Genomic DNA, 14,457 nt, shown 5'->3' with positions numbered 1-14,457 from the left:
AATTAAAAGGTTTAGTATGACTTTTGTAGTTACAGAAAGTTGCATTAAGTGTAAGTACACCGATTGTGTCGAAGTGTGTCCCGTTGATTGTTTTTATGAGGGACCTAATTTTTTGGTGATTCATCCTGATGAATGCATTGACTGTGCTCTTTGCGAGCCTGAATGTCCTGTTAATGCTATTGTTTCCGAAGATGATTTGACAGCAGAGCAGCAACAGTTTAAATCACTTAATGCTGAGCTTGCTAAAACTTGGCCCAACATTACGGCTAAAAAAGATGCTCCTGCTGACGCCAAAGACTGGGAAGACGTTAAAGACAAATTGCAACATTTACAAAAAGAGTGGCCGAAATAACATCGCTCGCCGAGTCGTGTCGGCGAATTCTGAGTGAAAAAGGACGGTTCTCTACAGCCATACCGGGATTTGTAGCACGAACCCCTCAATCTGATTTAGCAGTAGCCATCGCCCAGACTATCACTGATAAGACTATTCTAGTTGCTGAAGCAGGTACTGGCACCGGTAAAACGTTTGCCTATCTTCTTCCTTGTCTTTTAAGCGGCAAAAAAACGCTGATTTCTACTGCAACTAAAACATTACAAGATCAACTTTTTCAAAAAGATTTACCCGCTCTGGTTAGAGCTTTGGGTTTATCCGTACGCATTCAAAATTTAAAAGGGCGCGCCAATTATATTTGTCACTATAGGGTAAATTTATACGCAGAAGAGGGGACCTTTCAAACACCTCAGTGTGCTCATGAAATACTGCATGTGCGGGATAAATTATCGCAAATGCAGAATGGAGAGCGTTCGGAGTTACCTGAAATTAGCGAGGATTCGCAGGTTTGGCATTATGTAACTTCTACGACGGATAATTGTTTGGGGGGGGAGTGTCCTAATCATGAGGAGTGCTTTTTAATTAAAGCACGTAAGCGAGCGATGGAATCTGATGTAGTCGTGATAAACCACCACCTTTTTTTTGCTGACTCACGCCTAAAACAAGAGGGGTTTGGAGAGCTATTGCCTGGAGTTGATGTGGTTATCTTTGACGAAGCACATCAGCTTGCCGAAATCGCTACCAATTTTAATGGTGAGCGAATTGGTACCCGCCAATTTCATGATTTATTGGAAGACATTTTTGAAGAGTGGCCCATATTAGATTTAGCCAATCAACCTTTAAAAGTATTAAACCATCAATTTGAACAATTGATGGGGGAACTTTTAAATGCTTTGCCGTCGCGAGAAGATCGCATCAGTTGGGATGAAATAAAACGTAATAAAACGTTTATGGCGGTTTGGGATAAATGGCTGGCTTTGAAAGATGAGTTACTGCACTGTTTTGACGATGAGGGCATTGCTGAAATTCCTGGTCTTATGCGTTGTAAAGAGCGATTAGATGAGTTGCAAAAAACTTTGCTGTCTTTTAGTCAGCCTAGTAAAGATACCATTTTATGGTTAGAGCGTTTTAAACATACTTTAGTATTTCATGCTACCCCCTATGATGTTGCTGAGTTATTTAAGGGACTGCTTAATCGGCAGAGTTGCGCCTATGTTTTTACCTCGGCTACCTTAACCATGGCTGACTCTTTTGACTGTTTCTGCAATCCTTTGGGGCTGGAGAAAGTGAATACTTTATTGTTACCTAGCCCATTTAATTTCCAAGAACAAGCATTACTTTATTTGCCGCGTGGCCTGCCTGATCCTAAGAGTTCCAGCTATTATGAATGCTTATTGGAAAAAGCCATCCCTGTGATAGAGACCTTTGGCGGTCGTTGCTTTTTCTTATTTACTAGTCATAAAGCTCTAAAACAGGTTGCTCAAATGCTGAGCAATACTTTAAACTATCCGTTGTTAATTCAAGGGGAAGAAGCAAAGCCTATACTCTTAGCACGATTTAGGCAGCTAGGAAACGCTGTATTATTAGGAACCTCTACTTTTTGGGAAGGTGTTGATGTTAAAGGAGAGGCTCTTTCTTGTGTTATTATTGATAAGTTACCTTTTGCTAGCCCTGTCGATCCCGTGGTTCGTGGGCGAATGGCGTATTTAAAGGAAAAAGGGGTATCTGCCTTTGATGAATTGTCTTTACCTAATGCAGTGATTGCTCTAAAGCAAGGAGTCGGGCGGTTAATTCGAGATGCTTCTGATAAAGGGGTTTTGATGATAGCGGACCCTCGTTTGACTGGTAGAGACTATGGAAAAGCGATTATGGCCAGCTTGCCGCAATTACCCAAAACCCGCGACGAACAAAAAGTATTAAAATTTATTAGAGAATTGGCTTTAGATTATGAAACTGTTAGCGATTGATACCTCAACTGAAATGGCCAGTGTGGCCTTAATGGTTGATGATAAGCTGTCTTGTGAAGAGCAAGGGAGTCAAAAAACTCATGCACAATTAGTATTACCGCTGATTGATAAGTTAATGAGGCAGGTAGGCCTATCAACAATGAAGCAATTGGATGGAATAATTTTTGGTTGTGGTCCAGGAAGTTTTACTGGATTGCGTATTGCATGCAGTATTGCTAAAGGATTAGCCTACGCCCATGATTTGCAGTTGATTCCTGTGAGTAGCCTTGCGGCTGTTGCATGGTCTGCGCGGGAATTAAAAAATGACATGAACTTACCGGTTTTGGCAGTTTTAGATGCACGAATGCATGAGCTATACTGGAGCTATTTCGCCAAAGGCAAATTAGCTTCAGAAGATAAAGTTAATGGGGCAAGGGAGATTCTGTTACCCGAACAACAGCCTATGGTTTTGGCAGGAACTGGTATTGATGATTACTGGGACGATTTTCCAGAAACGCTCAAATCTTTAATAAGTGAAAAAATAAATTTATATCCTAATGCTGCGGCTATGATACGATTGGCATTACATGCTGCCATAAAACCCGTATCAGTGGCAGAAGCTCAACCGATATATGTACGCAATCAAGTAACTCAAGGAGGTTCGCGTGGATAAGCGACTGTTGGAAATATTAGTTTGCCCTTTATGCAAAGGGAAATTGCTGTTGAAAAAAAAGGAACTTATCTGCCGATTTGATCGCTTGGCATTTCCTATTCATGATGATATTCCTGTGATGTTGGAGCATGAAGCTCGAGTAATTTCTTTAGAAGAGAAAGATAAATTATGATGAATAATGTCCATGTCATTATACCTGCGCGCTATCAATCAACACGTTTTCCAGGTAAGTTGCTGCACGATTTAAATGGCCAGACGGTAATTGAACGTGTGTACAGACAAGCGCAATTGGCCCAACCGCAGACCATTACCATTGCAACTGATCATGAGTTAATAGCAAATCATGCTAGAGATTTTGGCGCGCAAGTGGTTATGACCTTACCATCCCATCAAACTGGGACGGATAGAATTGCTGAAGTTGTAGCCAAAGGGTCATTTGCTGCAGACGATATTATTGTCAATGTACAAGGGGATGAACCTTTTATTGCACCACAATTGATTGCTCAGGTCGCCCAATGTTTGATGCAAAGTACTGCACCCATGTCTACTTTATGCTGGCCTATTACCAGTTTAGAACTGTTAAACAATCCTAATGTAGTTAAAGTGGTTCGCTCTCACGATAACCATGCTTTGTATTTTTCTAGAAGCCCTATTCCTGCCCATAGAGATGATATTCAGTCCTATGCTCAAACTTACAGACATATAGGACTATATGCTTATAGGGCGGCATTCTTATTAGATTATGTTAGCTGGCCTGTATGCGACATAGAGAAGCATGAGGCTTTGGAACAATTACGTGTATTATGGTCTGGATACTCTATTATAGCTGCTGATGCATGTGTTGAACCTCTGCAGGATATTAATACCAAAGAAGATTTAGCTTTAGCGCGAGATTTGCTGACTTCAGTATAACTTTGAGCGAAACCTAAATAATAGTCCTTCAAATTTCTATTTTATTTGTCACAATGTGGCATTAAATGTCATGTATTTTCAATTTTAATAGCGGTGTGGCCTTGATTACCTGAGCGGTATCAATGTTGCGCTGGTTTGGGCGTATAAATTATTGAGAATATAGTATTTAAGGTTATCAAATGTGGTATTGTCTTTGCTTGCTCTAATAATAATAAATTCGAGGAGAAAGTCATGAGACAAAAGGGTTTTACGTTAATTGAATTAATGATAGTTGTGGCAATTATTGGTATTTTAGCCGCTATTGCTATTCCAGCTTATCAAGACTACACGATTAGAGCGCGCGTGACAGAAGGGCTGCAAATGGCTTCATCAGCCCAATTAGCCGTTTCAGAAACGACTATGACGAATAATGCCTTACCTGCTACGCAAACAGCAACAGGCTATACTACTCCCGCAGCGACCCCCAACGTTGCCTCAATTGCAGTATCAAATGATGGTCTTGCTGTAATCACTATCACTTATACAGCCACGGCTGGTGGTGGGACAATTACCCTAACCCCCACCCTTACTACTAACGGAGATGTGACTTGGGTCTGTAAGGTTGGAACAGAGTTACCTAAATATGCTCCGGCTAGCTGCAGATAATATACTTGGAGTAAATAAAAAACCGCCTACAGGCGGTTTTTTATTGTGTGCTCCAGGTTACAATGATTTATTTAACGAGGTATTTTCTGCGTAATAAATAGATTAAGAGAGCGGGCAACAACATAGCGGCTATACCTAAGGAGAAAATCAGGCGGAAATGTCTGGCACCACCTACATCCATAGTTTGCTCAGGAGGAATAAATCCAACCACTAAAGTAATAGCACAGCCTAATAATCCTAGGATGCAAATTAGGTAATATCCTGCTTTACCGCCTGGTATTGCAAAAGGGCGTTCTAAATGAGCAAATTTACTTTTCAAATGCCAGGCAGCAATAAACATCAATACATACATCATCATGTATAGTTCGGTACTTAAATCAGTAAATAACCAATAAATGGCATTAACACTGGGAAATAAAAGGAAACCGCTGCATAAGAAGGTAACTAACACCGCTTGTAGAATTAGAATACGAGATGCTACACCGTGTTTGTTTATTTTGCACAAGGATTGTGGTAAGAAATTATGATTGGCCGCCATTAAAAGGCCTTTGGCAGGTGAAATAATCCAGTTAATCATAGAACCTAGGCTACCTAAAAGCAGTAAGAGTACTAAAATAGGCATTAGCCAATTAAGATGGTAGGCTTGGAAAAAATTATTGAAGGCTCTCATGACGCCATCGACTAAGCTAATTTTTTCTTTGGGCAGAACAAAAGCTATAGCTAAAGAGCCGAAAATCATAGTAAATAAAATGAGTAAGACTGAAAAAAACATTGCTTTAGGAAAGTTTTTTTGAGGATCTTTCACATTACGAACATGAACCGCAGCTAATTCCATTCCTAGAAATGAGGTCATAATAGCGGTTAATGAAACCCAAGATTGGCCGTCTTTCCACTGAGGCAATAGATGAGGTAGACTGAGATCAATGGCAATGGGATTGCCTTTAATTAACCAAATAAATGCCAGGAAAATAATGAATCCCATAGGAATTATCATTCCTACTATGGCACAGAATCCTGCGAAAGCAGCGGAAGTGCGTAAGCCAGAGGCACCGACAAGGGTTAAGCTCCAGAAAATAGTGAGGATCACCGCAATCAGGTAATATTTATTTTGCGCCAATTCCGGATTAATTAGAAAAGCGATGGTTCCAGCGATAAAGGATAAAATAGTTGGATACCAGACTAAGGTATTTATCCACTGTAACCAAATGGTGAAGAACGCGACATTTTCACCAAAAGCATGTTTTACCCAGCTGTAAATACCCCCTTCTTCTTCTGACCAAGTTGAGGATAGTTCTGCAGAAACAAGCGCTACCGGAATTAAGAAAATAATTGCCGAAAAAATGAAAAAGAAAATAAGTGTCGAACCAAATAAAGCAGTACCCGGCAAATTTCTGATGCTATCTATTGCCCCTGTGATAAGCAATACTAATGCAAATACCGATATTTTTTCAGCAGAAATTGTTTTCATTGACTTTTCGACTTGTTAAAAAGATATACATTATACAGAAACTTGAGTATTGAGAAAGATTTATTTTATTACAGAAGGTATTTTGTTTTTTACTGTCTTAAATATCTGTAACTCTATCTTTTGATTACGTTATTTTTGTCGCGTTATTAGGCCTATTTTGGTTATTTTTAGATGGTCTTGATACTCATGATGTTTTTAATTGAGTCTATTTTTATAACCGTCTTTACAGCTTGGAGATTGTAATACCGATTTATTTTTATTGAGCCACTCTTCAGAAGTATATAAATGCAAGCTTAGAGCATGTAAACCTAACGCAAATTCATTGTTGAGCAAATGATTTACTAATCTATGTCGGGCTACACGGCTTAAATCTTTAAATTTGGCAGAAACTGCAATCACTTTAAAGTGAGTTTGAGCTCCTTCAGGTACATGGTGATTGTTTGATTCATCTTCAACATTTAAAAAAGTGGGAGTAAGTTCTTCTAATAACTGTTGTTCTATGCGTTCTTTACGTGACATATGTACCTCTATTACTGAGTTTATAGACAAATTATACTTAATTTCACAGAAATTTGTCATAATTAGAATTCTTATTGTCAAAATGTGACAATAAATGTCATGTTTTGGTCGTTTTAATGCATGGAGACTTTTAATAAACGAACCAAAATGCACACTTAAAACTTTAGGAATTAATTTATTTCCTGCCTATTATCCTTGTTTTTTGCAGAAAATGTTTCATTTCGCGGAATTAATTTAGATAAATTGGTAGATTATACCAATGTCTTTTATGATGGCATTGTCCTTGCTTGCTTAATATCATAATAAATTTTAGGAGAAAGTCATGAGACAAAAGGGTTTTACGTTAATTGAATTAATGATAGTTGTGGCAATTATTGGTATTTTAGCCGCTATTGCTATTCCAGCTTACCAAGACTACACGATTAGAGCGCGTGTGACAGAAGGGTTGCAAATGGCCTCGTCAGCCCAATTAGCCGTTTCAGAAACGACTATGACGAATAATGCTTTACCTGCTACGCAAACAGCAACAGGCTATACTACTCCCGCAGCGACTCCCAACGTTGCCTCAATTGCAATTTCTAACGATGGTCTTGCTGTAATCACCATCACTTATAGTGCAGCCGCTGGTGGTGGAACAATTACTTTAACACCGACCCTTACCACTAACGGAGATGTGACTTGGGTCTGTAAAGTTGGAACGGAGTTACCTAAATATGCTCCGGCTAGCTGTAGATAATATTTCTTAAAAATAAATAAAAACCGCTCTAAGAGCGGTTTTTATTTATTCAGCAATTGGCAATTTATATAAAAATTGGCACCTTATATGCAGGTTTTAGACTATATACCCGCCGGGAATGTTTATGTATGACAGAGGTTTTACCTTAATCGAAATTTTGATCACTATTACTATCATAGGAATTCTGATTGCAATCGCAATACCCGCATACCAGAATTATACCATCAGGGTTCGTGTCAGTGACGGTCTGGATTTAGCATCAGGGGCGCAGTTGGCGGTTAATGAATATACTATGATCAATAATCAACTCCCAGCAACTGCTGCTGATACTCAATATACCTCTCCTGCCGCAACGCCTAATGTTTCTTCTATTGTAATGGGGAATTTGGGTGTTATTACTGTCAATTATACTGCTAGTGCGGGTAACGGCTCTATTATTCTAGTTCCTACTTTGCAAGTAGGGGGCTTAACTTGGGATTGTACTAGAGGAACTTTACCTGCACAGTATCGTCCACCATCTTGCCGATAAGGCTCTTCTTAAAAAAGCAAATATAGTTTTATTTTTAAATCGTCACTCATTGGAAAATTGAGTATTCATGACAAGAAAATAAACCCCTCATTTGACACTCATCATTAATTGAACTATTAGTTTAAAAATAAACCATAGACGAGGCATGCAATGTCATATGATCAACGATTCTTTGTCCTAACAGCAGACTTAAAAGCAAGAATAAATTTGCAAGAAAAAGTTAGTCCAGTTGACTTTACTGTATTAACCTCTTCATTCTCAGGCCAGGATCAATTCGGTATCGATTTATTGAAACAGTGTGTTATCGCTTATCCCAAGGAGTTCGTTAGGAATTTAGTATGTTTGCTCCCAGAAAGGATGGTGGAACATGAAATCCTTGCTCAATTGCAAGCAGGAATAAAATTGGATAAAAATGTGGACGATGACGCAGATACTTTTGGACACGCTTTTACTATGGTACAGGCACAATTGGCTCGTAGTAATATTGTTCAGGATTGTCGCACTATATATCAACACGCTTTAACACAAGTTGATATCTTCATTGATGATTTGATAAATGGCAAATTAGATGGAGTTTATGATCTCTCTTCTAAGGAGCAGGAAGCTCTAAAGTCGTTTTATAATGAAATTGCAACAAAAGAACCTTGGAGTACAAATCAAGAAGTGCTTAAAAGCATCTGTGTTCAGCGAGGCATGGCCTTGATTTATGCTAATAGAGCACGTGATATGATTGAACCCGTAGTTAGTGAAGCTATCGATCAATTATGCCATGCAGGTAAATTACAGCCTTTGGATTATGTTGCAAAAGAAGAGAGTATGGCGATTTTCACTACTGGAGGAGTTGCCTCAGGGAAAGGTACTTGTCTTAAAAATACTGCAGCTACTATAAAAAAACGAGAACCTATTGGCATTGAGTGGAATCAATTAGTTCATCATAATGCCGATAGATTGAAACCCTTTTTGCAAAAACCAGAATTAGATCCGCAAAAATATTCGCAATATACCTACGAAGAAGCTTTGTTGGTTAAAGAGAGAGTAATGCAACATATCGCAAAGAAAGGCAACGAAGCCGGTAATAAGTATCCTCATTTTCTACATGATCAGACCAAATTAAAGCCTGATGAACTTAGAGAGGCCAATCAACGCTATGGAACAGTGGTCATTACTGCGATCTCTACAGAAGTTTCTTCTTCTGTTCAATGGGCATTTGGTCGGGGCGAGTCGACGAAGAGATTCGAACATACTGAAGGTCTCTTGGGATCACATCAAGCGGTTCCAGGGGAAATGATGAAATCATTGAATCAAAATGAGTTAATAGGTTCTAGCAATATTAGTGTGGCTATGTACGATAATAATAGTCCCACAAGAGAGTTAACCATGTTTGCCTCAATTGATATGAAAAAGAAAGAAATTATTGTTTATGATGAGGAAATGATGCAAAAATGGATTAAAAAGGAAAATATTAATCCTAAGGCAAAGCCGAATGAGCCTTTATATTTTGATAAGCCAACTCCTACAACCAGTGAATATTTTGCTCCATTGATTAATAAAGAATTTTCTTTTCGAATAATTAAAGAGCTGAATAAAGGCAAAGATGTACAATATACTAACATGTAGTTTTGATCTTATTTTGATCAACTTTCTGTGTTATGATAAAATGAGAGTTTATTAAAGGAGTAGCTAATAAATGAAAGCAAAGCAACCTAAGCGCACAAAAGTATGGTCTTTTCTCGAAACATCTAGAGAGATATTAAAAAAACAACCTACTAAGCCAGGCGAGGAAGAGGATATAACGCATAAGCAAGGTGATGATTTGGGCGAAGCAGAGCCTAATATACAAGACGTTCTTTCTTCAAAAAATATTCTTAAATAATTACGTATCTATTTATCTACTATTGATAGAAGCGATGTAGTCCGTTTGGTTCATGGTGTTAACTTAAGTTTTTATAACATAGCCTGCATTTGTGCAGCGTCCTCTGGGAGTGTAGCCTCAATCTTGGAGATTTCGTCAATCCGGGCTTCCTTCCCCTTAAGCTAACACCATTAAGAGCTCACCTGTGCTCTACACGCAACCAGGCTAAACCAGCCAACATAGGATTAACCGTTGAGTAGCAACTGTCTAGAACAAAAGTTCAAGATGATTGCTTGTAAATGATGGTATTTCTCCTTTAATGGTGGGCTGCTAATCGGCTATCTTGATGTGGTGTTGTTACCTCATGATGCTGTGTATTCACCGCATAAAATCCAACATTTTTCAATGCTACAGCCTGACTGACTTGTTCTTGCTGGGGATTGGTTGGTCCAGTCCGTTCTAGACGACCTACCTGGGTTTCATTACGCTCTATAAGTTGCCTGTATTGCTCATTAAGTCGATTGTATTCATCTTTTTCTGCTGACAGCTTTAGTTCAATCGTGCTGAGTCGTTCGGCTATTATCAGAAGGCTTTTTGTTTCATCACTTAATATCTCTTTTATCTTTTTTCTAAACGCTTCTTGTTGTGTTTTATCCAACTTGAGTTGGTCGGTAAATGTTTGTAGCAAACCCTGCAATGAATCGGCCACACCACTTAAGGTTTCAATTTTTTCTCCCATGTCCTGTCTGGTTTGGTTCAGTTCCTTTATTTTGTCTGTCAAATCAGATTGGGCCAACTTATAGTCTTTTTGTACCTGGTGTAACAGCGCTTCACTTTGTTCTAACAGTTCGGTGTGTTCTTTGAGAGATTTTTTTAATGAGTCCGCCACTTTTTCCAGTTCTTTATTGGTTTGACGTAATGCTTGTTCTGTTTCTTGCAGTAGTTTTCTTTGTTCAATCAGTTCTTGTATTTCCTCACCTAAATCTTTGACATTAATCGCTAATTTTTCATTTTCTAGCTGAAACTGTTCTATTTCAACCGCTAATTGTTCGCGCAATTTATCTAAAGAGATGATAATTACGCCCAAGGTATCTGCTAAGCTTGTGAGACCCGCTTTTAAATGTTCTGTACGATTTAAATTAAGATTATGGTGGTTATCTAGTAGAAGACTGCTTGCTGTATAAGTGATGAGGGTAAATATACTGAGGGCAAGAAATATGGCGGATTGAAGTACCATGGCGATGGCAAAAATAGGAATAATCAGAACAGCACCGGCTACAATTTTTTGCCATAAGGGAAGTTCGCCCCAAAAAGCTGCTGCACGTGAGATATAACTTGGATTATGGGCCATGGCATCGACCATTCTATTCAAGTTTTCTTTAATTTGGTCAAGTCCTTTCTGGGTCAGAAAAACTTGATCTAGATTGTCTTTGATTTTTTTTGACTTTTTATTACCTGAATTTAAGTCCGTGAGCTCCATTATTTCTGCTGTACTTGTCATTCCATCGACCCCTTGTAATTGATGATAACAATGAATTCTTTCTATTTTGATACAAACTCAAAATCCATCATTTTATCGTATCAATATAGTCCAGTCATTATTTTTTACAGACATTATGCAGGTTGTTTATTCTGCAAAATATAACTAGTATTAAATCGTCAACCCCTTATTTAACATAGCGGTGATTTAAAGATAATACAATCTTTGTAAAAAATAGTTATGTGCTTGAATTTTAAGCAATTAACTTAACAATAGGTGGAGCTATAAAGTTGTTTGTGATTTATATTGGTGGTGCTCATAGTCAATCATTAATTGAATATAACAGGATCGCTATTCAATGAGGCAAAAATCATTTGTCATTTACCTCGCTATACTGTTCGTGCTTTCGGTATTTATTCAAATCCATATATATCAGGATTGGGATATGCTGTTTTTATTGGAAGGGGGAAAGCGGTTATTGGCTGGCGGTAACTATGTCCACGATTTATTTGAGAGTAATCCTCCATTAATTTATTATTTTAGTATGGGTATTAATTGGTTAGCTAATACCTTTTCCCTAAGCAACGTTTTGCTATTTAAACTCATTATTTATATTTTTATCATCTATTCTTTAACTATTTGTCATTATCTGCTTCATATTAACTCTGTAAACTTCAATCCTGGTGATTCATTACAATTCTCTGGTACAGTCAATGGTGAAAAGAGCTTCTTATGGCTCTTACTTACCTTAGCTTTTTGCTTGCTCATTTTATCGGCCTATTGTTTTGGTGAGCGTGAGCATTTGATGTTGATCTTGGCCATGCCTTATTATTTTTTGCTCTATCAGTCCGCCTCTGACCGCCAATTTACGCCGACTTTAAGGATTACTATCAGTGTTTTGGCCGCACTTGGTTTTGCCATTAAGCCGTATTTTTTATTTAGTCTAGTATTTTGCGAATTATTATTGATGTATTGGCGGCGTAGTTGGAAAACACTATTCCGACTAGAGGCTCAAGTGATTTTGGCGATATTCGTTGCTTATTTAATTTCCATCGCTGTTTTACTGCCTGATTTTTATTCTATTATTTTACCTTGGGTTTTAAAATTTTATGTGCCTGAGCATAACAATATCATTGATCTATTGACCAATCATGCTCTCGTTAATGCTGTATTGTTGATATTGGGCTCATTGCTGTTATCACAATGTATAGGACGTATGGAGCTATTATTAATAGTCATTATATTAGGGTTTATGTCTTCCTTTATTGTTCAAGGCAAGGGATGGTTTTATCATGCCTATCCTTTGATAACTATGAACTCCTTATTAGCAACTCTTTTGGCTTATAATTTAGTTCTCAATAAAGATAAAAATAAATGGTATCCCGCATTTCTTACAGCAATTATTGTTTCTCAATTCTATCTTACTTTGCTGCCTTACTTCGTCGATTTTTATAATAGGCTTTTTTACTATAAAAATACCTCCAGTAGTTTTCAACAATTAACAAACATTGCTAGGAAGTATGCTCAGAATCAATATATATTCTTTTTTTCCACTGACTTATCTCGTACTTTACCTGTTGTTTATTATTCTGATTCTAAACTCGGCTCGAGATTTCCTACTTTATGGATGCTCCCCGGCCTATTAAATAAGCAATACGCACTTCAACAGTGTGATAATGAGTGCTTAATAGCAGAACAGCAACTGAGACATTATATAATAGAAGACTTTAAGCGCTATCGGCCACAATTGGTTTATGTGGACATTAATACACATAAAAACTCGCTTAAGAGCTCGTTTGATTATTTAAACTTTATGCAAAAATCATCGGAATTTAAGCCCCTATGGCAACACTATTGTTATTTGCTGACAAGTAGCAATTATGCAATTTATCAACGATGCCAGTAACAAGGTCACTTGATTTTATTCTCTTTTTTTATATGTGCTATAGTGGTTATTGAAAGACAATACATTTAGAGGAGTGTCTCAATATGGATAAAGAGTATGTCGGAGTGAATACTCGTTTTCTTCGTAGAGAAGAGAGATTAATGGCTTCCGAAGAACATGAAATGCCACGCGTTATTGAGGCTAAAGAATCCAAAGACCTTAATTTTTTATACCAATTTCTTGCTGCCAATTCCCAAAAAGTAATTGAAGATATAGCAAACTATGGTGCCGTTTTGCTAAGAGGTTTTGATGTTACTTCAGATAGTGATTTTGAAAATACGGTGCTGAAAATCCAAGGATTGAACGGAATTAGTGAAGCCTTTATGTCAGAGGAGGGACGAATTCATGCCGGTGATTTAAAGTATGTATTACATACCAATGCAGTGTACAAGACAGGGGGAACTTTATATCTTGGTGGTTTTCATAGTGAAAACTATTATAGTGCTGATGTGCCTAGTTTTATTTGTTTTTGTTGTCTACAACCTTCACTTCTTGGTGGTGAGACTGGTTTGATTAACATGGAAAAAATCTATGCTCAGTTGAGCGAAGGATTGAGGAATAAGTTAGAATCCAATACATTTTTTGTATCTAAATGGTTAGTTTCTGAGGTTGAGAAACGTTATCAAATACCGAGGGAAACCATAATAGAAATTTGTAATCGCTTCGATCTTCCTGTTGTAGGCGAAGGGGAGGAGCAATTGGTTCTCATGTATAAACCCAATATTTTTGAACATCCATTAACTAAAAAGAAATCATTGCAAATCAATTTATTTGAAATCACTGGTCTTAATGAAGAAATGCGACGTTGCTTTATGAATGATTATCCAGGAAAAACATGGTTTTGGCATCGACTTGTATGGAGATTGCCAACATTTGTGTTGAAGATCTTGGAGTATGCGTATATGATTTTTGCCTCTCTATTTTATTCTCCTAAAAATGCATTTAAAAATTTAAGTGCAAAAATTAATATGTTGAAAGCTACTATAAAGAAGAACAAAGACTCTTCTTATAATAATGTACGTGTGGGAAGTTGTTTTACCAAGCAAGATATTAAAGAGCTAGCGCAATTGATAAGAGCTTATTATTCATCTTGCTTATGGGAAAAAGGGGACATTCTGCTAGTCGATAATAAAAAAGTAATGCACGCCGGTATGCCAGGAGCGGGATCGCGATTGGTAAGAGCCATGATCTGCAACCCTTTGGAGATGAATTATTCTTTGACCCAATCAGGTTCCATTGACTGCAAGGAAAGGGCTGGGGAAAGCATTGGTTTTTACATGGCGTCTAGTCAAATTGGTCAAAATATTAAGGTTTAAATGATATTTGAGATCACGACATTGTTGTAGCCTGGGTGCAACGAAGTGAAACCCGGGTTTCAGTCTATTGGATTTCCACCCAGGCGAGTTGAGCACAAGCCGTGA

General features: G+C 37.7%; 15 protein-coding genes. 12 read left to right on the top strand and 3 right to left on the bottom strand.

What is annotated here, in order from left to right; all coding sequences use genetic code 11:
* Nucleotides 1-16: 16 nt before the first annotated feature.
* The 6 genes from fdxA (at nt 17) to LFA_RS09670 (ending at nt 4,507) form a co-directional block, all read left to right on the top strand.
* A complete protein-coding gene (fdxA, locus tag LFA_RS09695; protein WP_045096011.1) occupies nt 17-352 on the top strand; it encodes a ferredoxin FdxA in 336 nt (111 codons plus the stop codon).
* Nucleotides 340-2,298, top strand: coding sequence for an ATP-dependent DNA helicase (locus LFA_RS09690; RefSeq protein WP_045096010.1), 1,959 nt, complete (start codon nt 340-342; stop codon nt 2,296-2,298). Before fdxA ends, LFA_RS09690 begins: the two co-directional genes overlap by 13 nt.
* Nucleotides 2,276-2,950, top strand: a complete 675-nt coding sequence (gene tsaB, locus LFA_RS09685) for a tRNA (adenosine(37)-N6)-threonylcarbamoyltransferase complex dimerization subunit type 1 TsaB (protein WP_231865931.1) — start codon at nt 2,276-2,278, stop codon at nt 2,948-2,950. Before LFA_RS09690 ends, tsaB begins: the two co-directional genes overlap by 23 nt.
* Nucleotides 2,943-3,122 carry a Trm112 family protein gene (locus LFA_RS09680; RefSeq protein ID WP_045096008.1) on the top strand — a complete coding sequence of 60 codons (180 nt, stop codon included), beginning with the start codon at nt 2,943-2,945 and terminating at the stop codon, nt 3,120-3,122. Before tsaB ends, LFA_RS09680 begins: the two co-directional genes overlap by 8 nt.
* Nucleotides 3,119-3,862, top strand: coding sequence for a 3-deoxy-manno-octulosonate cytidylyltransferase (gene kdsB / locus LFA_RS09675; protein WP_045096007.1), 744 nt, complete (start codon nt 3,119-3,121; stop codon nt 3,860-3,862). The genes LFA_RS09680 and kdsB overlap by 4 nt, the downstream gene beginning before the upstream one ends.
* 231 nt (nt 3,863-4,093) lie before the next feature.
* Nucleotides 4,094-4,507: a pilin gene (locus LFA_RS09670; protein WP_045096006.1), complete on the top strand. Its 414-nt coding sequence runs from the start codon at nt 4,094-4,096 to the stop codon at nt 4,505-4,507.
* A gap of 67 nt (nt 4,508-4,574) precedes the next feature.
* Here LFA_RS09670 and LFA_RS09665 read toward each other — a convergent pair whose 3' ends face one another.
* Nucleotides 4,575-5,975, bottom strand: coding sequence for an APC family permease (locus LFA_RS09665; RefSeq protein ID WP_045096005.1), 1,401 nt, complete (start codon nt 5,973-5,975; stop codon nt 4,575-4,577).
* 195 nt (nt 5,976-6,170) lie between these two features.
* Entirely contained in the window at nt 6,171-6,494 is a 324-nt protein-coding gene (locus tag LFA_RS09660) for a BolA family protein (protein WP_045096004.1), read from the bottom strand.
* 322 nt (nt 6,495-6,816) lie between these two features.
* Between LFA_RS09660 and LFA_RS09655 the strand changes: the two genes are divergently transcribed.
* The 4 genes from LFA_RS09655 to LFA_RS09640 all read left to right on the top strand — a co-directional run bounded on the left by LFA_RS09655 (nt 6,817) and on the right by LFA_RS09640 (nt 9,632).
* Nucleotides 6,817-7,230, top strand: a complete 414-nt coding sequence (locus LFA_RS09655) for a pilin (RefSeq protein WP_045096003.1) — start codon at nt 6,817-6,819, stop codon at nt 7,228-7,230.
* 124 nt (nt 7,231-7,354) lie between these two features.
* Nucleotides 7,355-7,759: a pilin gene (locus tag LFA_RS09650; protein ID WP_045096002.1), complete on the top strand. Its 405-nt coding sequence runs from the start codon at nt 7,355-7,357 to the stop codon at nt 7,757-7,759.
* A 150-nt stretch (nt 7,760-7,909) separates the two neighbouring features.
* Nucleotides 7,910-9,376 carry a hypothetical protein gene (locus LFA_RS09645; RefSeq protein WP_045096001.1) on the top strand — a complete coding sequence of 489 codons (1,467 nt, stop codon included), beginning with the start codon at nt 7,910-7,912 and terminating at the stop codon, nt 9,374-9,376.
* A 70-nt stretch (nt 9,377-9,446) separates the two neighbouring features.
* Complete coding sequence (locus tag LFA_RS09640; RefSeq protein ID WP_045096000.1) at nt 9,447-9,632, top strand: hypothetical protein; 186 nt, start codon at nt 9,447-9,449, stop codon at nt 9,630-9,632.
* 295 nt (nt 9,633-9,927) lie between these two features.
* Here the strand turns inward: LFA_RS09640 and LFA_RS09635 are convergent, their stop codons facing one another.
* Entirely contained in the window at nt 9,928-11,112 is a 1,185-nt protein-coding gene (locus LFA_RS09635) for a LegC2/C7 family Dot/Icm T4SS effector (protein ID WP_052673930.1), read from the bottom strand.
* 424 nt (nt 11,113-11,536) lie between these two features.
* Between LFA_RS09635 and LFA_RS09630 the strand changes: the two genes are divergently transcribed.
* Nucleotides 11,537-12,997: a hypothetical protein gene (locus LFA_RS09630; protein ID WP_045095999.1), complete on the top strand. Its 1,461-nt coding sequence runs from the start codon at nt 11,537-11,539 to the stop codon at nt 12,995-12,997.
* Between the two features lie 83 nt (nt 12,998-13,080).
* A complete protein-coding gene (locus tag LFA_RS09625) occupies nt 13,081-14,352 on the top strand; it encodes a TauD/TfdA family dioxygenase (protein WP_045095998.1) in 1,272 nt (423 codons plus the stop codon).
* The last annotated feature ends 105 nt before the right edge of the window (nt 14,353-14,457 follow it).

Origin of the sequence: Legionella fallonii LLAP-10, assembly GCF_000953135.1 — a bacterium.
GTDB classification, from domain to species: Bacteria; Pseudomonadota; Gammaproteobacteria; order Legionellales; family Legionellaceae; genus Legionella; species Legionella fallonii.
Note: the sequence above shows the minus strand (reverse complement) of the source record. Positions and strands in the feature narration are given on the sequence as shown.